Below are 19,797 nucleotides of genomic sequence, written 5' to 3'. Positions count from 1 at the left end.
TGTTTCGGAAGGCCCCGCACGGCGGGGTCTCTCCGGAGCAAAACCATGAAGGAGAAACCAAACAATGAAAACGATTCAGGAAAGCGCACGAGAAGTACCGCTGCTTTGTGAGGAAATGGACGTCATTGTTATCGGAGGCGGCGCGGCAGGCATTGGCGCGGCCATCTCGGCAGCACGAAACGGTGCAAAAACAATCATTATTGAACGCTTTGGTTTTTTTGGCGGAAGCCAGACAGCAGCCTTTGATGATTCCTTTGCATGGGTAGACGACCGGGTGCAGGGTGGTATTGTGCAAGAGATCATGGATGATATCATCGCCGCCGGTATGGATCACAAAAACAGCCCGGGTCAGGTGCGCGACCACTGGGCAAATGAATTCGGAAGCATCTTCTTTGACGGAGAATATTATAAATATCTGGTAGACAACCTGATGGAAAAGGCAGGCGTAAAGGTCGTCTTTCACGCGCTTGCAGTAGACGCGATCGTAGAGGGCGATTCCCTGCGGGGCGTGATCATTGAGAGCCTTGAGGGCCGGCAGGCGGTTCTTGGCAAAACGATTATCGATTGCACGGGCATCGCGCATATCGCGTGGAAATCAGGCGCCAGCGTAACAGGAGAAAACGGATATCCGGACGACAGGTTCGGTCCGTTTGAAGGGCTGCATATGGGTCTCGGATACGGATTTTTTGTCCGCAATATCGATTATCACAAGTTCCGTGAGTTTGCGCAGGCAAACCCGGAACAGTGGGATCATTGGGTCAAGGGCCGCGAGCTTTTCCCAAAGGCGCGCGCCGAGGGAAAGCTGTATTCCCCGCGTAATTCCTGCCTGATGACAGAATATGAGGACGGAAGGGCATGGATCATCAATCCTTATTATAAGCTGGAAAAAGGGCAGCATCCGTGGCAGGTAGAGGTTGTATCATATGCGGAAAAAGACATGCGCAAGCAGGCGTGGTCGTGCTGGGAGCTGCTGAAGGAAAATGTGCCGGGCTTTGAAAAGTCCCGCATAGAGCAGACGCCGTCGTGCGCGCTGCTTCGGGACGGGCACCGCATCGTCGGCGAATACACGTTAAAGGAAGAAGATATGTACGGCGCAAGGACGTTTGAAGATTCTATATCTATCTGCAATATGCCGCCTGATCTTTTCTTCCCGGACGGATCGCATCATTTTAAGTTCAATGTAACACCGTACGACATCCCGTACCGCTGCCTGCTTTCTAAAGATTATGACAACCTCTTGGCAGCCGGAGGCACGTCCTCGCTCGACTTCATCACGTGGGGCGCGATCCGCTATTGCACACCCAGCCTGACGACAGGACAGGCGGCGGGCGCAGCTGCGGCGATTGCAGTGAAAGATGGCGTTGCGCCGAAGAACGTGGATGTTAAAAAGGTACAGGAACAGCTCAACAGGCAGGGGATGCTGACAACGAACAAACAGGTATCGCCGGAAGTGGTGGCGGAATACGCGCGGCGTGCCGAAGAATGGGGCGATGGTTTTAAGATCAGCGAATGACCGGGACTTCAATACATCATATGGAGGAATAAATTCTATGTTGAAAAAATCGAAAAAGAGGCAATTGACGATCGCACTGGTCGCCATAGCGGCGCTTGTGATCATGCTCTTTATCCCGCAGATCGTAACGACCTCGTACTATCTGCACCTGATCATCGTTACGCTGATCTGGATCGTCCTGACGTCCGGGCTCAACATTATTCAGGGATATGCTGGATATGTATCCATGTGTCAGGTCGCCTTTTACGGGATAGGCGCATACGTATCCGGGCTGATGATGAGCAAGCTGGGGCTTTCCATGCCGGTAGGCCTTTTGATGGCGGTAGGGATCGGCCTTGTGGTCGGTACGATCATCGGCCTTCCGTCCCTGCGCACCAAAGGGCATTACTTCTCGATCGTTACGCTGGCGTTCGCCATGCTGTTATTTACGATCATGAAGGGCTGGCAGGATGTGACAGGCGGCATTCAGGGATTTTCGATCCCGCCGCTCAAAGGAGATTTCTTTGGGCTTCCGCTTTCGTCAAGGGAAGGGTACTTCTATATTGTGCTCATTGCCGCGGTGCTGACGCTGCTGTTTGTCTATCGGCTGTTTAAATCAAGGACGGGCAGGGCGATCGTCACGATGCGCGAGAATGAGAACCTGGCAAAGGCAGTGGGCATCAATGCAACGGGAACAAAGCTTCTCGCCTTTAACCTAAGCGCGGTTCTCGGATGTGTTGGCGGCGTGCTTTACGCGCACTACATGAATTTTGTCAATCCGACAACGTTTGCGGCAGGCATCGGCATGAATGCGATCCTCGCGGTTATGATCGGCGGATGCGGTACGGTGATCGGGCCGATCGTCGGTTCGGTGGTCGTGACCTTCCTGCCGGAGCTGCTGCGCGCGGCAGAGCTTTACAGGCAGCTGGCATTTGGTGTTTTGATCATTGTTATGGTATATCTGCTGCCCAAGGGAATGGTAAAACCGATCGTAGACGGCTTTAAGAAATTGATCAGCAAAATAAAAGAAAAAAACAACAAAGAAAATATTGCCAATATGCCGGAATGACAGGCAATACCAACCAAAAACAGCCCTCCAGTGGTGTCAGCGTGTTTGTCTGAATGGGGAGCAGACCACACAAGGTACCCATAAAGAACCCGCTTACCACATATTGATGAGCGGGTTTTGTTTATCCGGCGAAGAAAGGAATACAAAAGAATGCAGGACATTTATATTTTAGGCAGCGTAAGGACGGCGATCGGAGCGTTTGGCGGTTCATTACAGGACGTAGAGGCAGTAGAGCTGGGAACGGCTGTCATCAAAAATACGTGCGAACGTGCGGGCGTAGGTATGGAGCAGGTAAGTCAGGTTCTGATGGGCAACGTACTACAGGCCGGACTGGGACAAAATCCGGCACGACAGGCGGCAATGCGTGCGGGCATCCCGCAGGAGATACCGGCCATGACGATCAACAAGGTATGCGGGTCAGGGCTCAATGCTGTGAATCTTGCGGCGGCCTTGATACGTGCAGGCATGGCGGAATGCGTCGTCGCGGGAGGCATGGAAAATATGTCGCGCGCGCCGCATACGATGAGCCTTCGCCGGGGACAGAAGATGGGCAGCGTACAGGCGACGGATTCGTTGATCCATGAAGGTCTGTGGGATGCGTTCTATGATTATCATATGGGCGTCACAGCGGAAAATGTAGCGAAGCAATACGGCGTCACGCGTGAAATGCAGGATACATTTGCCCTGCAATCGCAGCAAAAAGCGCTGCGCGCGATACAGACAGGACGGTTCAGGGATGAGATCGTGCCCATTCCTGTCCTGCAAAAAAAAGGAGAGGCAGTATTGTTTGCGCAGGACGAATATGTACGGGATACTTCGGCAGAGGCACTGGCAAAATTACGTCCGGCCTTTGAGAAGGATGGAACAGTCACCGCGGGCAACGCTTCGGGCATCAACGACGGTGCGGCGGCGATGGTGGTCGCGTCCGGAGATTTTGTGAAAAAACACAACCTGATGCCGCAGGCGAAGTGGCTCGGGTGCGCGTCGTGCGGGGTAGACCCGCAGGTCATGGGCACAGGGCCGATCCCGACGGTCAAGCAAGCGCTGCAAAATACAGGACTTGTGATCGGCGATATGGATTTGATCGAGGCAAACGAGGCGTTTGCGTCTCAGGCTATCGCGGTGATGCGGGGAATTGGTGCGGACGAAGAAAAAACAAATGTCAACGGCGGTGCGATCGCCCTCGGACACCCGATCGGCGCGTCGGGCGCGCGTATTGCGGTGACGCTGCTGCATGAGCTCGCAAAACGAGAAGCAAAATATGGGCTCGCAACGTTGTGCATCGGCGGCGGGATGGGCGAAGCCGCAATCTTTGAGCGGGACGCCCTGTGCAGGTGAGCGGCATGGAAACCATTCGGATCGAAATCGAAGAAAATGTTGCGCGTATCGTGCTCGACCGCCCTGCGCAACGAAACGCACTCAACGAGCAGATGCTCTTTGAGCTGCAGGAAGCGTGTCAAAAACTCAATGGCAACCGGGAAGTGCGGTGCGTGATCGTTACGGGAAGCGAGGAAGGCAGGGCGTTTGCGGCAGGAGCGGATATTGCCGCGATGGAAAAAATGACGTATGAACAGGCGTACGCGTTTGCGCAGCTGGGGTGCGAAACGTTCCGCATGCTCGAGCAGTTGGAACAGCCTGTGGTCGCGGCGGTAAACGGCTATGCCCTTGGCGGCGGCATGGAGATTGCTCTGGCATGCGACATTCGCCTTGCATACGATACGGCGGCGTTTGGGCTGCCGGAAACGACGCTGGGCGTGATGCCGGGGTTTGGCGGTACGGTACGCCTAAGGGAGCTGGTCGGTCGTGGACGCGCGGCGGAAATGATTTTTACAGGCAAGATGATCAGCGCGCACGAAGCGCTGCAATATGGACTGATCAACGCATGCTTTGAAAAAGACGTGTTTGAGCAGGAGGTGGCAAATCTGGCGCATACGCTGTGCGCAAATGCGCCGCTTGGCATCAGGAATGCAAAAAAAGCCATGACACAAAAAAAGTTTATAACGGAAAACATGTATTTTGCCCAGTTGTTTCTGACCAAAGATCAAAAAACAGGCATGGGTGATTTTAATCGTAAAAAGAAAACAGAATATTTTTCAGGAGAATGATAAATGAAGAAAATAGCGGTAATCGGCGCGGGAACGATGGGTGCATCCATTGCACAGGTGTTTGCAATGGCGGATCGCGAAGTCGTTTTGGCGGATCGCAGTATGGCGGATGTGGGGCGAGGAAGGGACATCATCTGTGATTCGCTGCTGTATATGATGGCGAAAGAAAAAATCAGCGAGAGACAAAAAGACGAAATCCTAACACGGATAAATTTTACGGACAATATGGAGGAGTGCGGCGGAAGCGACCTTGTCGTGGAGGCGATCTATGAGAACATGGAGGCCAAGCGGGAGATGTTTGGCGCGCTGGAAAAAATTGTGGGAAGCGATACGATCCTTGCGTCCAATACCTCGTCCCTGTCTATCACGGAAATCGGGAACGGGCTGAAATACAGGGAGCGTTTTTTGGGCATGCACTTTTTCAATCCGGCAAACATCATGAAGCTGGTCGAGGTCGTGAGCGGTATGCATACCGCGCCGGCGGTCGTGGAACGTATCGTAAAGACGGCGCGCGAAGTTGGCAAAACGCCGATATGCGTTAAGGAACACGCGGGCTTTGTGGTGAACAGGATACTGATTCCCATGATCAACGAGGCGATCGGCGTATATGCCGACGACGTTTCTTCGGTGCAGGATATTGATACGGCGATGAAGCTGGGATCGAACCAGCCGATCGGCCCGCTGGCACTGGGGGATATGATCGGGCTTGACGTGGTTCTGGCGATCATGGAGGTACTGCAAGCGGAAACAGGGGAGGACAAATACCGTCCGCATCCGCTGCTCAAAAAAATGGTGCGCGGCGGACTGCTGGGAAAAAAGACAAAACAGGGTTTTTATTCATACGAAAAGTAACCGTCGCTTTTTTTACGCCGCTTTGGTATACTAAGGAGCAAGAAATGCGGCGTGAAATGGATTTTGTATTGAGAAAATGGGAAAAAAGTGATGCGCACAGCGTTGCGCGTTACATCAACAATCATGACGTGCAAAAATGGCTGCGTGACGGGCTTCCTTTTCCCTATACTCTCGAGGACGCGGTTGTGTTTATTGAGGATATGTGCCTTGCCGCCGACCCTAAGAAGAACATTATGCTGGCGATCGATGTGGACGGCGAAGCAGTCGGGAGCATTGGCGTTTTTCAAAAGGACAACATCTACTGCAAAAGTGCGGAGCTCGGATACTGGCTGGCGGAGCCCTACTGGGGACGCGGGATCATGACGCGCGCGGTGCGCCAGATATGCAATGTAGCGTTCGATAGCTTGGATATCGTGCGTATCTTTGCGGAGCCGTTTGCGGAAAATGCCGGATCAAGAAAGGTGCTGCAAAACGCAGGGTTTCGCCTGGAGGGGATCGCCGAGCGTTCAGTATATAAGGAGGGGCGCGTGCAGGATTCCTGCATGTATGCATTCGTGATTTGAAATTCAAAGACATTTCGATCCAAAAGAAAATTACATTGGCAAACTTTATGATGATCGTCATTCCGGTGATGATCGTTTTACTTGTTATGGTGGGCATCCTGTTCGGCATACTGGAGGGCAAGGGCTCGGGACTTACGGTCACGGCGCTGGAAAAATTCAGCAGTAAAACAACGAACTACCAGCTGCAGGTGATGGTGGATTCTTTGAGCGAGGAGCTTGTGGAAAACGCACAGCCGTTCGCGCAGGGATCGGCCTTTTTAGGTGTGTGCGAGGACATGGAAGGGTTCGGTACAGAGATTCTGGTTTTGGACGGCACGGATATCCTATACCGCACGCCGGGCGCTTCGGAGCGGGAAATGCTTGCAAATGCGGCGGAGATCGGTGCGGGCAAAGGAGATACGCCGTTGTTTTTACGCAACGAAAACGGGTTTGTCTACCGGACGCAAACGGATGCGGCGGGAACGACATATTCTGTTTTTGTCGTAAACCGCGGGCTCGCCTATGATACAGGAGAGTATTATGTATATGAACAGATAAAAACCCAATTGAAAATTTTATTGGTGGCGATGGGCGGCACGGCGATCCTGATCATTGTACTAACGGGTGTGATCTTATCTAAGAAAGTGTCGAGAAGCATTTTGGCGCCGCTCCGGCAATTGAGCAGGGCGACAACAGAGATACGAAACGGTAATCTGGATTATGCAGTTGATTTTCGTTCCGGAGACGAAATGGGGCAGGTATGCGAGGAATTTGACGAAATGCGGCGGCGGCTGAAAAAATCCGTATTGCTGCAACAGCAATACGCCAGAGAACAGCAGGAGATGATCGCCGGGATATCGCACGACCTGCTGACGCCCATCACATCCATCAAGGGCTATGTGAGCGGGATCGTTGACGGCATCGCAGATACGCCCGAGAAACAGGAGCATTACCTGCGCACGATCTATGATACGGCGTGCGATATGGATCAGCTTGTGGAGAATTTGTTTTTGTTTTCCAAGCTCGGGACAGATAAAATGCCTTTTCACATGGAGCGTACCGATCTTGCCGCCTATCTTTTGCACTGCTGCGGGGAGCTGCGGCTCGGCATAGAAAAGCATGATATGGAGCTTGTATTTGAAAACAGGTGCGCGGGGCATGTATGGACAAAGATTGATCGTGCGCAGCTTGGGCGCGTGCTGAAAAACCTTGCGGACAACAGCGTGAAATATCGAAAAAAAGATGCGTCTGTGAAAAGCCGGATCAATATTGTGCTGGAGGACGTAGGCGAGGGCGCTGTGCGGATCGTGTTTTCGGACAACGGCAGCGGGATCGGCGAAGCAGAGGCGGAAAAGATATTCGAGAGTTTTTACCGCGGCGATCCTGCGCGGGGCAATGCGGCAAAGGGCAGCGGCCTCGGGCTTTCGATCGCGCGCCGCATCGTCATGCGGATGGGCGGGAAAATTTTTGCGCAGGGACGGCCGGGGTTGGGGCTTGCCGTGATGATCGTTTTGCCGCGACAGGGAGAGTAAGGGCATGAAACGAATACTGATCGTTGAAGACGACAAGAGCATAGCAGAGCTCGAGCGGGATTATTTACAGGCAAACGGATTTGAAGTGACCAACGTTTTTACTGGTACAGAAGGGCTTGAGGAGGCGCTCGGGAATGAGTATGCGACGATCGTGCTCGATGTTATGCTACCTGGTGTGGACGGGTTTGAAATATGCAGGAGGCTGCGCGAGAAAAAAGATACGCCGGTGATCATGGTTTCTGCGCGCAGGGAGGATATCGACAAGATACGCGGGCTTGGTCTGGGCGCGGACGATTATATGGTTAAGCCGTTCAGCCCGTCCGAGCTGGTGGCGCGCGTGCAGGCGCACATTGCGCGGTACAAGCGGTTGACGGGTGCGTCAAAAGAGGATAAGGCAAATAGAATAGAAACAGACGGGCTGGTGATCGACGTAGAGGCCCGCCGGATCTTTCTCGCGGGACAAGAAGTGGTGTTTAAAAATAAGGAGTTCGAACTGCTGGCCTTCCTTGCCTCCCATCCAAACGTCGTGTTCAGCAAAGAAACACTCTTTGACCGGATATGGGGAATGGAACCGTTTGGAGACACGGCGACAGTGACGGTGCATATCAACCGCATCCGCGACAAGATCGAACGCGGCGGCAAAAAATATATCGAAACAGTATGGGGCTCGGGTTACCGCTTCCGCGGATAAGCGATGAGCAGCTCGAAGTGGATGGTGATCTCTGTGATGTGCTCAAGCTGCGCTTCTTGTATGGGGATATGTGACGTCAGGGGCGTCATTTTATAAAAAGAGACAAGCTGTTCCTGCGAGACAGGAAGCGTATAAAGGATCGTTTTTTGATCGGCGATATCGGCGTGACGCGCCATATGGCCGATTGTTTTTTCGTTGGTATATGTTTTGCTTTCCAGGTTTTTGGACACGCATTGACGCAGCTCGCGCAGATATTGTTTTCCGGGCACGGCTTTTATGATCGCGCCATCCGGGCACAACACGCGGGCGAATTCGTCGTAGTTTGCGGGCGCTAAAATGTTGAGCAAAATACCTACCGCGCCGTCGGCAACAGGCAGGGCGGCGAGGTCGGCAACGGCAAAGCGTGCATGCCCCGGCTCTTTGGCCGCCAATACAACCGCTTCCTTCACATTGTCGATCCCATAGACGTGTAAGCCTGGCGAACGTGCCAGAAAGTGTGAATAGTATCCTTCCCCGCAGCCTGCGTCTAAAACGACGGGAGTTTTGTCGGGAAGAAAGCGTGTTACCGTCTCCTGCACTGCCATAGCGACAGGCTCAAAGAAGCCGTCCCCAAAAACCGTTTTGCGGCTTGTAAACAATTCGCTGTCGTATCGCAGGTCGTGTCCCGCGCCGCCGGGAAGCAGGTGGACATAACCCTTGGAAGACAAGTCGAAGCAATGCCCGTTTTTGCACAAAAAACTCCCGTTCTCATGCAATGAAAGGGAGGCCCTGCAGACCGGACAACGAAAAAATATGTCGCTTCCTTCAAATTTTTTGATTACTGTCTGGATTTTCATGTTTTTATTATACCATTCTATGGGGGAAGGGCAAAGCGCAGCGCCCAAAACAGGCGACGAAACCTCTGCGGGAGGAATACTTGTACTGATACTTTTCAGCACGCTGACTGCCGGATGGTATATACGAAAATTGAAAACGGAAAAATAACAGTAAAACAGGGAAGACCGCATTTAAAACGCGGTCTTTTTGCTTGCTTACATTGACAGTGTTTTTTGAACAGGCTACAATAAAAGGGTATTTTTAATCCCCCAAATTGCAGAAAAGAGGAAAAAGCGATGAACAGTCAGGTCGTGCAGATTGCGGCAAGGATACGCGAGCTAAGGGAGATCCTTGAGATCCCGCAGGAAGAGGTCGCGCGCAAGGTGGGCGTAGGCCTTCAAGAATATCAAAAATATGAAAGCGCGCAGGACGATATCCCGATTGGCGTGCTTTACGGCGTGGCTGCGGAGCTTAAAGTAGACCCGACAGAGCTTTTGACGGGCGAAGCGCCGCGCATGGACGAATATACGATCGTGCGGGGCGGCAACGGCGTGAGCGTAGAGCGCTATCCTGGGTATTCGTTTACATCGCTGGCATATAATTATAAACACCGCGATATGGAGCCGATGATCGTGACCATTTCCCCCAGCGAGGAGGCGGAGCTGGTGACGCATGACGGGCAGGAATTCAATTATGTGCTGGAAGGCAGTATCAAGATTGTGATCGGCGAGCGAGAGTTTGTGCTGGGGGCGGGCGACAGCATTTATTTCAATCCGGCGATCCCGCACGGGCAGCGTGCCATAGACGGCGAAGCGAAATTTTTGACGATCATCAACGAGTGAGGGCGGGTATATGTTGGAACGTTTTTTAGACAGGACAGAATTTGAGAATTACGATGATTTTAAGCAGAATTATGCGCTCAATATACCGGAACACTTTAATTTTGCGTATGATATTGTAGACGGATGGGCGCAGCAGGACGAAAATAAGCCCGCGCTTGTATGGTGTGACGACGACGGCAACGAAAAGAGGTATTCGTTCGGCGATGTGAGCCGCCTAAGCAATAAAGTGGCCAATATGCTGAAAAGCAAAGGGATCGAAAAGGGCGATGCGGTCATGCTGATGCTAAAGCAGCGGCCAGAGGTCTGGTTTATGATGGTCGGCCTTCATAAGCTGGGGGCGGTGTGCATACCGGCGACGTTCCAGCTTACGCCTAAGGACATCATCTACCGCTGTAATGCGGCGGAGATCAAGATGATCTGTGCAGTAGATGATGACGAGATGCTCGGGCATATCGAGCAATCTCTGCAAGAATGCCCGACACTGAAAAGCGTGGGCGTAGTGGGGAAGAACATTCCCGCATGGGCGTTTGACTTAAGGAATGCCTTAAGCGAAGCGGACGAAAACTGGACGCGCGCATATCAGAACGAAAACGACGACCCCATGCTGATCTACTTTTCGTCGGGCACGACGGGGATGCCGAAGATGATCCTGCACGACTTTACATATCCGCTGGGGCACATTGTGACTGCGAAGTATTGGCAGAAGGTGGAGGACGGCGGGCTGCACCTGACTGTTGCGGATTCCGGCTGGGCAAAATTCGGCTGGGGGAAAATATACGGACAATGGATCTGCGGAGCGGTTATCGTCGCTTATGATACGGAAAAATTCGATCCGCATAAAATGCTTGAAACGATCGACAGGCTCAAGCTGACGACGTTTTGCGCGCCGCCGACGATTTATCGTTTTTTGATCAAGGAGGATATGAGCGGGTGTGACTTTTCGACGATCAGGCACGCGGGCATCGCGGGAGAACCATTAAATCCGGAGGTGTATAACCGCTTTTTGGAGATGACAGGCCTTGCCGTGACGGAGGGCTTTGGACAATCGGAGACAAGTGTGCTGATTGCGAATTTCGGTTGGGATCCGATCAAGCCGGGTTCGACGGGAAAGCCGTCGCCGCTTTATGATGTGGATATTGTGGATGAAGACGGCAATTCGTGCGAGGATGGTATCGTCGGTTCGATCGTGGTCAAAAATACCGACAAAAAACATCCGACAGGATTGTTTAAAAAGTATTATAAGGATAAAGAGGCGACTGAGCGCTGCTGGCAGGACGGTGTTTATAACACGGGCGATACGGCATGGCGGGACGCGGAAGGCTATTTCTGGTTTGTGGGCCGCAACGACGACGTAATCAAATGCTCAGGATACCGGATCGGGCCGTTTGAGGTAGAGAGCGCGCTGCTGACGCATCCGTGCGTGCTCGAATGCGCGGTGACAGCCGTGCCTGATCCGGTGCGCGGGCAGGTCGTGAAAGCGACTGTCGTGCTGGCGCGTGGATACGAGCAGAGCGATGCGCTCAGGAAAGAGCTGCAGACGCACGTCAAGAATGTGACGGCGCCTTACAAATATCCGCGCGTGGTCGAATTTGTGGAAGAACTGCCTAAAACGGTAAGCGGAAAAATACGGCGCATACAGATACGCACAGAGGACGCAGATAAAGCATAAAGAAAAAACACGGCAATCGCCGTGTTTTTTTTGTGCAAATTTTTAATAATTGAACCGTTCGCTGTTTTTGACGACCAGTTCTGCCTGTCGCGCGTAGGTATCCTTTAGGATGGGGTATAAGGAACGGTAGGTTCCATAATATTCTTCATAGATCTCCACGTTTGTGGGATCGGGTTTTACTTCACCTGTGATCTTGATGATCGAACGGCAGGCGTCTTTCAAAGAAGAAAACGCGCCGCACCCAACAGACGCCATCAGCGCCACACCGCACGCAGGAGCCTCTTCGATGCTCGTGCTGAGGATGGAAGCGTTGAAAATATCCGCTTGTATGTGCCGCCACAAACTGCTTTTTGCGCCGCCGCCCGAAGCCCTGATCTCGGTGACCTCGATGTCGTATTCGCGCAGAATTTCAAGCGTATCACGCAGGCTGAACGTAACGCCCTCCATGACGGAGCGGCAAAGCTCCTCGCGTCCGTGCCGGTAGGTGATGCCGAAAAATACGCCGGAGGCGTTTGGATCGGAATACGGCGTACGCTCACCGTTCAAATAAGGCAGGAAGCAAAGACCCTCACTGCCCGGCTTGGCGTTTTGCGCAAGCTCGCTCATATAGTTGTATACGTCCTTGCCAAGAGAGGCAAGTTCTTTTTTTTCTGTAGGAAACATGGAATCGCGCAGCCATTTGAAGGAACCGCCCGCACCGAGCGTACAGCCGAACAGACACCATTTTTCCTTTTGCACGTGACACATGGAAAGCGCCGCGCGCGGCAGCTTGTCTGCGATGGGCGTATCCATAGCCGCGAACACAACGCCGGACGCACCGATGGTGGAGGAGACCATACCGGCCTCGATGACACCGTTGCCCACGCCGCCTGCCTGCTGGTCGCCGCAGCCCGCAACAACGGGTATGCCGCTTTTCAGGCCGAGCTCCTTTGCGATGTCCTGTTTGAGATATCCGGCTACGTCGCACGATTCAAGCACGCGCTCGGGCACGATCGATTTGTCGATCCCGCACAATGTGAAAAGCTCGTCAGACCATGCGCGCCGGGGAACGTCGAACAAAAAAGACCCTGACGCGTCCGTGACCTCGGTGGAGATATCGCCCGTCATCATAAAACGGAGATAGTCTTTGGAGAACAGGACCTTATAAATCCTTTGATACTCCTCCGGGGTGTTTTTTTGCATCCACATCAGCTTGGGCGCCCAAAAACCGGGCAGTGGATGATTGGCGGTGATGCCGAGAAAAGTATCGCTGCCGATGTTATCTTCGATCCATGCTTTTTCTTTGGTGGCGCGCTGGTCAAGCCAGATGATGCAGTTGCCTATGGTATCTAAATTATGGTCGAGACAGGTGGTCGCAAGCATCTGGCCGGTGATGCCGATCGCTTCGATCTTTTTGCCCGCGTCGCTCGAATTGACGGCGGCTTTGACTGCTTTTTTGCACGCAGACCACCACTCTGCGGGGTCTTCCTCGGCATGGTGGTATCTGGGCGTGATCATATTATATTCCTCATAGCCTGTGCCGGCCAGATAGCCATTTTCTCCTATGACGATAGCTTTTACGCCGTTTGTACCAGCGTCGATGCCGAGAAAGTACTTCATTTATAATCCCTCTTTGGATGGTTCGTTATTGGTCTTCCGGCTTTAGACGCTCTAAAATGCCTTTGGCCGTATATTCGTCTGTGATCAGTACGTTGAACAGCTTGCCCCGCGCCGCGCCGATGATGGCGTCAACCTTGTATTTGCCGCCCGCGGCAGCGACCACCGTGGGGATGCTTTTGAGTGTGGCGGTGTTGACGGCGATCACGCGCTGGTTAAGAGACGTGTTGCATGGCGTTCCGCCGACGTCGTAAAAACGGGCACAGATGCAGCCGACCGCGTTGTTCTTTCTGAGATCTTCGATATCTCCGCGTGTGACGGCGTCCGAATCTGTGGCGTGCACATTTTCAATGGTAGAGGAGTGATCCAATTCTCCGTCGATGCCGACGACTGCCAAATCAAGTAATTTTGCTTTGTCAAAGATCGTTTTCAACGGCTTGGAATCCAGGAATGCCTGTGCCGTTAAAATGTTCGCGGCGATCATAGGCGCGTACAGATAACGCACCGTGCTGCGTGGGAAATTGGAAGCGACCTTTTCGCATAACGCGTTTGACAGGATGTTGACCTCACGGTTTGTGCCGAGGCCGCCGATCAGCGGGATAAATTCCACGTCCTTGATTTTGTTGGTGGTCTTCACCTTCTCGGCAAAGCATTCAAGCGTACGCCCCCACCCAAAGCCAATGTGTCCGCCGCTTTTTAACAGGTTGGCGGTATAGGTCGCCGTGGCGCTGCCGATGCGGTCGTCGATAATGTCGCGGTTTTCACTGGGCACGTTCACGATCTTTACGTCCTCGATCCCCAAAAGGTGCCGCAGGGCAAGCTCGTCCTTCAAAAAGGCGTTTGTCTGGCGGGGCTCCGCGATCTGGATGCGGACGATTTTTTCGATTTTTGCCTCTTTGAGCATTTTGACGATGGTCGGACGGGAGATATTCAGCATTTTTGAAATCTCAGCCTGCGTCTTATCTTCCATATAATATAAATGTGCAATTTTAATCTTTAAATCGTATCGTTCTTCAACAGAAAAGGCCAATGTTTTGTCCCCATTTCTTATTATATAGGCAAAAAACTCTTAATATGATAGTAAGGGATACGTTAACGATTGTCAAGCAAATGTAAATATGATATCCAAATGTTAACTTATTTTGCCCCAAAAGAGGTATTTATGTAAAAAAAGCGATTGACTTCATAAATCATTTGTGTTTTAATCAAAGTATCAACTGAATGTTAACTTTTTTCAATACAGTTAACATTTGAAAACGAATAACTTTTACAAGAAATCAGCAAAGTACAACAGAATGAAAAGTAAAGAATGTAGATTAATGTTTTCAACATTAACAATATCTTATGTAAATTAACTAAAGTTAATGAAATTAACAAAAATAAACGAACGAGGAACGGCCAATGAAATTTGATTTAGTGCTTGACAAAAGCTTTGAAATAGCAGAGACGCCTGTCTGGGACGAGCGGATCGGCAAGCTTTACTATACGGATCTTTTTACGGGCGACGTACACCGCTATGATCCCAAAAGCAAAGAACAGGAAGTATGGAAAACAAATGCGCTGATTGGCAGCGCGGTTCCGACGAACGATGTGGATAAATTGTTCTGTGCGCTCGACACAGGAATGCACCTGCTTGACCTAAAAAACGGGGAACTCGAGCTTTTGTGTGATCCGGAAAGCGGGAATAAGCAGAACCGCTACAACGATACGCGTATCGACCCCAAGGGACGTATTTTCACGAGCTCGGTCTCCAAGCTTTACGGCACGGACGACTATAGGCCGGATATGCGCGGTAACTTTTATATGGTGGATACGGACATGAGCGTACATGTAGTAGAAGAAGGCATCAACCAGTATAACGCGATCGTATGGAACGCAGACGCAACAAAAATGTATGTGATCGACACCTTTAATGAGGCGCTGATCAGCTACGATTACGATATCGATAACGGGCCTGTCGGTAAAGGCAGGGTCATTATCGAATTTGGCGAGCTCGGTATGCCGGATGGCATGAGTATCGACAGCGAGGACAATCTCTATATCTGTCACTGGACGAAGCAGGTATCCGTATGGGACAAAGACATGAACCTGAAGGAGACCATCAAGATTCCGGTGGAATTCGCGTGCTGCACGGGTTTTGGCGGAGAAGATATGAAGGACTTGTACTTAGCGACTGCCAAGTATTGTTATTCCGAAGAAGAATTGAAGGCAAATCAGGGAGCCGGCGGATTGTTTTGCGCGAAAAGCGCAGTCAGGGGAACCGGAGACCATTTCTATCAAGTAAATAAATAAGGAGAGTAAAAAATCATGTATGCATTCGAATTTCAGGTGCCGACCAAGATCGTGTTCGGCGAAGGAGAAGTATCAAAAGTAGGCGAGCAGGCTGCGGGCTTTGGAAGAAAAGCAATGCTTGTTACATATGACGAGGATTTTGTAAAACAGGTAGGTTTTTACGATAAAGTCAAAAAGAGCTGTGACGCTGCGGGCGTCGAGCTGCTGGAGTTCTTCGGCGTGAAGAGCAATCCGACGGCGGAGCATGCGGCAGACGGGATCAGGATGGCGAAGGAACAGAAGCCGGACGTGATCATTGCTCTTGGGGGCGGCAGCGCAATGGACGAAGCAAAGTTCATCGGTGTGGCCGCAAAATATGACGGCGATCCGTGGGATTTCCCGACGGGCAAAGCGGCGATCGAAGATACGATCCCTGTGATCGTGGTGGTCACGATCCCGGCGACGTCCTCAGAGCTTAACGGTACGGCTGTTATCACAAACGAAACGCTGCGCCGCAAGGACGGCTTTGTAAGCGCGATCATGAAGCCACGCGTATGTATCTTAGACCCTGAACTCACCTACACGATCCCGATCCGCCAGACGGCGTATTCGGCGGCGGATATCGTATCGCACCTTTTGGAGCACTATTTGGGACACCAGCTCGCGTTTGCGCCATATCAGGACCATTTCTGCGAAGGCGGCATCCGTTCCATTATGGAATGTATGGACAGGCTGTTAAAAGACCCCAAAGACAAAGACGCACGGGCGATCATGATGTGGCAGGCGTCTTACGCATGGTGCGGGTTCTATGATTGCGGATTCGGACTGCCGAACTCCAACATTCATATTCTGGGTCACTCGCTGTCAAATTTTTACGACACGCCGCACGGCGCTGCGATGTCGGTAACGATCTTAGCGACAATGCGGTATTATCTGAAGGAAAGAACGGCGAAATATGCGCAGTTTGCACGCGAGGTATTCGGCGTGCGCGACGAAGACGATATGATCGCGGCTTGCGCGGGTATCGCGGCGATCGAGGCATGGTTTAAGAAAATCGGCGCACCGGTGACGCTCAGCGAAGCGGGGATCACCGATCCGGACGCGATCGACAAAATGACGCCGGACGCGCTTGCGACGGCACGGGCATGGGGCGAGGAAGAGGAATACGGCTATAACGAGGCCGTGATCCGCGAGATGTTTGAGCTCTGTCTGTAAAGGAAGCTGCTGCGGGAGACAATATGATTGAAATCAGCAACCTGACAAGAAAATACGGCGAAAAGACAGCGGTAGAGAATGTCAGCTTCAAAATCAATAAGGGTGAGATCGTCGGCCTGCTCGGGCCGAACGGCGCAGGTAAGACCACGATCATGAAAATGATCGCGGGTTACCTGATGCCCACAAACGGAACGATATTGGTAGATGGCATCGACGTGGTGGAAAATCCGCGCGAAGCCGCTGCCAAGATCGGTTTTTTGCCCGAGCTTCCGCCGCTTTATCTGGAAATGGAAGTTGCTGAATACTTGAAATTTATGGCAGAGATCAAAGGGATCGCAAAGGAAGAACGCGCATCCCGTATTGAAGAAGTGATGGACATCGCGCAGGTCGCACACGTAAAAGAACGTGTGATCGCGCATCTTTCCAAAGGATACCGCCAGCGCGTAGGCCTTGCCGGGGCGCTGATGGGTATGCCGGAAATACTGATTTTGGACGAGCCGACGGTAGGGCTCGACCCGCGGCAGATCGCCGATTTCAGAAAGCTGATGATCGAGCTTGGCAAAAACCATACGATCATATTCAGCACGCATATCCTGTCGGAGATCGACATGGTATGCGAAAAGGTAGTGATTTTAAACGAAGGACGCGTTGTGGCCGTCGACCAGATGGAAAAGCTGGAGCAGGGCAAAAACGGATTCCTGCTGCTGGTGGATGCAGAACAAGCCGAAGCGAAACGGGTGCTTGCGGGCGTGATGGACGAATCGTGCTTTGCGCCGGCAGAGGGCGCTGGACAGGGAAGCTGGTTCCACATCTCAGAGCAGGACAGCCCTGCGCTCCGCAAACGTATTTTCTTCGCGCTGGCGCAGGAAAATATGGCGATCCTTGAAATGAAAAATATGCAATTGACACTCGAGCAGGTGTTCCTCAACCTGACTGCGGTGGATGCACGTAAGGGAAAGGAGGCGCAGTGATGAAGTATCTGTACAAGAAAGAGATGGCAGTCTATTTCACAACGCCTTTTGGTTACATCTTCCTCGGCGTGTTCCTCATCCTGTCGGGCATCATGTTCACGATCTACAACCTCCTCGGGGGCAACGGGGATATGGCGGGCACATTCGACCTGCTGAAAAATTTTGCTTTTATTATCTTTCCGGTGCTCACAATGAAGCTGTTCGCGGAAGAACGGCAGGCGGGTACGGAAATGGTGCTGGTAACGTCCAAGCTCAAGATGACGGATATCGTGCTGGGCAAATTCTTTGCCGCGCTGACGCTGTTTGGCATCGCGCTGTTGGCGACGCTGGTCTATGTGGGCATTATCGCGGCATACGGCGACCCAAATTTTGGGGCGCTTGCGGCCTCGTATCTGGGCTTTTTCCTGCTCGGTATGGCGATGAGCTCGGTATGCCTGTTCATCTCCTCGATGGTAGAAAACCAGATCACGGCGGCGATCGCTTCTTTCGGGCTTTTGTTTTTCATGGTTTTGCTGGCCTCGTTCACGAAGTCGATGACGATCCCCGTGCTGACGCCTATGCTTTCCGCGATCGCGATCACAGTGCAATACGACCAGTTCACACTCGGTATATTGAGTTTGGGGCCGATCTGCTATTACATCGGGCTGACGATCGTTTTCGTGCTGCTGACCATCAAGAGCATGGAAAAACGCCGGTTTAACTGAGGGGGAGGCAGAGATGAAGAAAGAACAATCAGTTATTGCGGCAAAAAAGAAGAAATTTATGGTCACCTCCATCATATGGATTGTGGTGGTGGCGCTGATCGTCGTATTCGGCGTACAGCTTGCATACCGCGTGCCGTGGACATACGATATGACAGGACAGAAGCTGTTTGTGTTAAGCGAAGAAACAAAAAACGTTACGGACGGCCTTACGGACACGGTAAAGATCGGAGCGGTTTATTCGGACAGCAATCAGGATGCCATGGTAAGCGCGCTCTTGAAAGAGTACGAGAAGATTTCTCCCAACATTCAAGTAGAATTTCTGGATGTGGATAAAAACCCCGGCATGCTTGCAGGCTATGAGCTTGGAGATGTGAAGGCCGTACCCAACGGCACGATCATCGTCAACGGCAACGGACGGTATAAGGTGATCGCCCCGACAGAGCTGTTTGCGTCGGGCGAAACGGGCAACCAGTTTTACGGCGAGAGCGAGATCACGGGCGCGATCCGCTATGTGACAGCGGAAACGCTACCAAAGATATACTTTTTACAAGGGCATGACGAGCTGAAAACAGGCACGGACACCGCAAAAGCGGTAGCCCTGCTGGAGCGGGACGCGTACGCAGTAGATACGCTTTCGCTGCTGGAAAAAGGAAGCGTGCCCGAGGATGCTTCGATGGTGATCGCGGTTTCCCCCGCGGAAGACTTATCTGACGAAGAAGCAGCGGCGTTGCGCACATACCTTGAAGCGGGCGGAAAGTTCCTGCTGAGCGTGGATCCGACACTCAGCACCAATACGGACAAGCTGAAAAACTTCGGCGAGATCACGCGTTCGTACGGCATTGATATTGCAAACAACTTTGTGTTCGAGGAGGATCAGTCGTACTACCTGACGACGAGCAACATGTACCTGATCCCGCGGTATGGCGAACACGCCATCACAGAGCAAATGATAAACGACCAGAAATATGTGGTGCTGCCGCTTGTACGTGGACTGACGGAAGTTGAGCATGCGGACGACGTCAAGCTGACGCCGCTGCTGCAATCGTCGCCCTCCTCGTGGATGCGCACGGATGTATCCATTGCGGAAAACGGCATGACAGAAAAAGACGTACAGGGGCCCATCAACTTAGCGTACGCGGTGGAACAAAACGGGCCGCGTATGGTGGTCATCGGGGATTCCAATTTTATGACAGACGGAAACCTTGAAATGCAGGGAAACAGTAACCTGTTCATTAATAGTGTTGACTGGTTAAATGGCGGACGCGACTCCGCGATGATCGCCGGAAAGGTTATCAACTCCAATAGCATGGTGGTGCGCGGCGCGGATTTTGTAAAGCTGATGATCATCTGCTGTGTGGTGATGCCGCTCGTGATGTTCGTAGGCGCGATATTCGTATGGCGCATGAAGAAGAACAAATAGCGAAGCGACG

Annotated in this window: 18 protein-coding genes; 15 read left to right on the top strand and 3 right to left on the bottom strand. The window is 52.1% G+C overall.

Annotation, left to right across the window (positions count from 1 at the left end):
• Window positions 1-64: 64 nt before the first annotated feature.
• The 8 genes from VB081_RS08505 (at window position 65) to VB081_RS08470 (ending at window position 8,283) form a co-directional block, all read left to right on the top strand.
• Entirely contained in the window at window positions 65-1,513 is a 1,449-nt protein-coding gene (locus VB081_RS08505) for an FAD-dependent oxidoreductase (RefSeq protein WP_323400395.1), read from the top strand.
• Between the two features lie 37 nt (window positions 1,514-1,550).
• On the top strand, window positions 1,551-2,561 hold the full coding sequence (locus VB081_RS08500) for a branched-chain amino acid ABC transporter permease (protein ID WP_323400394.1): 1,011 nt from the start codon (window positions 1,551-1,553) through the stop codon (window positions 2,559-2,561).
• Window positions 2,562-2,711: 150 nt separating this feature from the next.
• A complete protein-coding gene (locus tag VB081_RS08495; protein WP_323400393.1) occupies window positions 2,712-3,899 on the top strand; it encodes an acetyl-CoA C-acetyltransferase in 1,188 nt (395 codons plus the stop codon).
• 5 nt (window positions 3,900-3,904) lie between these two features.
• Window positions 3,905-4,666, top strand: coding sequence for an enoyl-CoA hydratase/isomerase family protein (locus VB081_RS08490; RefSeq protein ID WP_323400392.1), 762 nt, complete (start codon window positions 3,905-3,907; stop codon window positions 4,664-4,666).
• 3 nt (window positions 4,667-4,669) lie between these two features.
• On the top strand, window positions 4,670-5,518 hold the full coding sequence (locus VB081_RS08485) for a 3-hydroxyacyl-CoA dehydrogenase family protein (protein WP_323400391.1): 849 nt from the start codon (window positions 4,670-4,672) through the stop codon (window positions 5,516-5,518).
• Window positions 5,519-5,562: 44 nt separating this feature from the next.
• Window positions 5,563-6,081, top strand: a complete 519-nt coding sequence (locus tag VB081_RS08480) for a GNAT family N-acetyltransferase (RefSeq protein WP_323400390.1) — start codon at window positions 5,563-5,565, stop codon at window positions 6,079-6,081.
• A 35-nt stretch (window positions 6,082-6,116) separates the two neighbouring features.
• The gene (locus tag VB081_RS08475) at window positions 6,117-7,592 is read left to right on the top strand and encodes a sensor histidine kinase (protein ID WP_323400389.1); all 1,476 of its coding nucleotides are present in this window, start codon (window positions 6,117-6,119) and stop codon (window positions 7,590-7,592) included.
• 4 nt (window positions 7,593-7,596) lie between these two features.
• Window positions 7,597-8,283, top strand: a complete 687-nt coding sequence (locus tag VB081_RS08470; RefSeq protein WP_323400388.1) for a response regulator transcription factor — start codon at window positions 7,597-7,599, stop codon at window positions 8,281-8,283.
• Here the strand turns inward: VB081_RS08470 and VB081_RS08465 are convergent.
• Window positions 8,265-9,221 (bottom strand): putative RNA methyltransferase, encoded by a 957-nt coding sequence (locus VB081_RS08465; protein ID WP_323400387.1) that lies wholly within the window; start codon window positions 9,219-9,221, stop codon window positions 8,265-8,267. The two genes, VB081_RS08470 and VB081_RS08465, sit on opposite strands and share 19 nt — an antisense overlap.
• Window positions 9,222-9,395: 174 nt before the next feature.
• Between VB081_RS08465 and VB081_RS08460 the strand changes: the two genes are divergently transcribed.
• The gene (locus tag VB081_RS08460; protein ID WP_323400386.1) at window positions 9,396-9,941 is read left to right on the top strand and encodes a helix-turn-helix domain-containing protein; all 546 of its coding nucleotides are present in this window, start codon (window positions 9,396-9,398) and stop codon (window positions 9,939-9,941) included.
• A gap of 10 nt (window positions 9,942-9,951) precedes the next feature.
• Entirely contained in the window at window positions 9,952-11,610 is a 1,659-nt protein-coding gene (locus VB081_RS08455) for an AMP-binding protein (protein ID WP_323400385.1), read from the top strand.
• A gap of 42 nt (window positions 11,611-11,652) precedes the next feature.
• Here the strand turns inward: VB081_RS08455 and xylB are convergent, their stop codons facing one another.
• Both xylB and VB081_RS08445 read right to left on the bottom strand, forming a co-directional pair.
• Window positions 11,653-13,209: a xylulokinase gene (gene xylB, locus VB081_RS08450; RefSeq protein WP_323400384.1), complete on the bottom strand. Its 1,557-nt coding sequence runs from the start codon at window positions 13,207-13,209 to the stop codon at window positions 11,653-11,655.
• Window positions 13,210-13,234: 25 nt separating this feature from the next.
• Window positions 13,235-14,176, bottom strand: coding sequence for a sugar-binding transcriptional regulator (locus tag VB081_RS08445; protein ID WP_323400383.1), 942 nt, complete (start codon window positions 14,174-14,176; stop codon window positions 13,235-13,237).
• A 431-nt stretch (window positions 14,177-14,607) separates the two neighbouring features.
• Between VB081_RS08445 and VB081_RS08440 the strand changes: the two genes are divergently transcribed.
• From VB081_RS08440 to VB081_RS08420, 5 genes are read left to right on the top strand one after another with little or no spacing between them, the layout of a single operon-like run.
• The gene (locus VB081_RS08440) at window positions 14,608-15,498 is read left to right on the top strand and encodes an SMP-30/gluconolactonase/LRE family protein (RefSeq protein WP_323400382.1); all 891 of its coding nucleotides are present in this window, start codon (window positions 14,608-14,610) and stop codon (window positions 15,496-15,498) included.
• Between the two features lie 15 nt (window positions 15,499-15,513).
• On the top strand, window positions 15,514-16,692 hold the full coding sequence (locus VB081_RS08435) for an iron-containing alcohol dehydrogenase (RefSeq protein ID WP_323400381.1): 1,179 nt from the start codon (window positions 15,514-15,516) through the stop codon (window positions 16,690-16,692).
• 23 nt (window positions 16,693-16,715) lie between these two features.
• Window positions 16,716-17,663, top strand: coding sequence for an ABC transporter ATP-binding protein (locus VB081_RS08430; protein ID WP_323400380.1), 948 nt, complete (start codon window positions 16,716-16,718; stop codon window positions 17,661-17,663).
• On the top strand, window positions 17,663-18,367 hold the full coding sequence (locus VB081_RS08425) for an ABC transporter permease (protein ID WP_323400379.1): 705 nt from the start codon (window positions 17,663-17,665) through the stop codon (window positions 18,365-18,367). Before VB081_RS08430 ends, VB081_RS08425 begins: the two co-directional genes overlap by 1 nt.
• 13 nt (window positions 18,368-18,380) lie before the next feature.
• Window positions 18,381-19,787 (top strand): GldG family protein, encoded by a 1,407-nt coding sequence (locus VB081_RS08420; protein ID WP_323400378.1) that lies wholly within the window; start codon window positions 18,381-18,383, stop codon window positions 19,785-19,787.
• The last annotated feature ends 10 nt before the right edge of the window (window positions 19,788-19,797 follow it).

Source organism: Christensenella sp. (assembly GCF_034927525.1).
Classification (GTDB): Bacteria; Bacillota; Clostridia; order Christensenellales; family Christensenellaceae; genus Christensenella.
Note: the sequence above shows the minus strand (reverse complement) of the source record. Positions and strands in the feature narration are given on the sequence as shown.

Bases quoted from the DNA above. Each gene is read 5' to 3' on its own strand.
- VB081_RS08505 (WP_323400395.1), top strand. From the start codon at position 65: ATGAAAACGATTCAGGAAAGCGCACGAGAAGTACCGCTGCTTTGTGAG.
- VB081_RS08500 (WP_323400394.1), top strand. From the start codon at position 1,551: ATGTTGAAAAAATCGAAAAAGAGGCAATTGACGATCGCACTGGTCGCC.
- VB081_RS08495 (WP_323400393.1), top strand. From the start codon at position 2,712: ATGCAGGACATTTATATTTTAGGCAGCGTAAGGACGGCGATCGGAGCG.
- VB081_RS08490 (WP_323400392.1), top strand. From the start codon at position 3,905: ATGGAAACCATTCGGATCGAAATCGAAGAAAATGTTGCGCGTATCGTG.
- VB081_RS08485 (WP_323400391.1), top strand. From the start codon at position 4,670: ATGAAGAAAATAGCGGTAATCGGCGCGGGAACGATGGGTGCATCCATT.
- VB081_RS08480 (WP_323400390.1), top strand. From the start codon at position 5,563: ATGCGGCGTGAAATGGATTTTGTATTGAGAAAATGGGAAAAAAGTGAT.
- VB081_RS08470 (WP_323400388.1), top strand. From the start codon at position 7,597: ATGAAACGAATACTGATCGTTGAAGACGACAAGAGCATAGCAGAGCTC.
- VB081_RS08460 (WP_323400386.1), top strand. From the start codon at position 9,396: ATGAACAGTCAGGTCGTGCAGATTGCGGCAAGGATACGCGAGCTAAGG.
- VB081_RS08455 (WP_323400385.1), top strand. From the start codon at position 9,952: ATGTTGGAACGTTTTTTAGACAGGACAGAATTTGAGAATTACGATGAT.
- xylB (WP_323400384.1), bottom strand. From the start codon at position 13,209: ATGAAGTACTTTCTCGGCATCGACGCTGGTACAAACGGCGTAAAAGCT.
- VB081_RS08445 (WP_323400383.1), bottom strand. From the start codon at position 14,176: ATGGAAGATAAGACGCAGGCTGAGATTTCAAAAATGCTGAATATCTCC.
- VB081_RS08440 (WP_323400382.1), top strand. From the start codon at position 14,608: ATGAAATTTGATTTAGTGCTTGACAAAAGCTTTGAAATAGCAGAGACG.
- VB081_RS08435 (WP_323400381.1), top strand. From the start codon at position 15,514: ATGTATGCATTCGAATTTCAGGTGCCGACCAAGATCGTGTTCGGCGAA.
- VB081_RS08430 (WP_323400380.1), top strand. From the start codon at position 16,716: ATGATTGAAATCAGCAACCTGACAAGAAAATACGGCGAAAAGACAGCG.
- VB081_RS08425 (WP_323400379.1), top strand. From the start codon at position 17,663: ATGAAGTATCTGTACAAGAAAGAGATGGCAGTCTATTTCACAACGCCT.
- VB081_RS08420 (WP_323400378.1), top strand. From the start codon at position 18,381: ATGAAGAAAGAACAATCAGTTATTGCGGCAAAAAAGAAGAAATTTATG.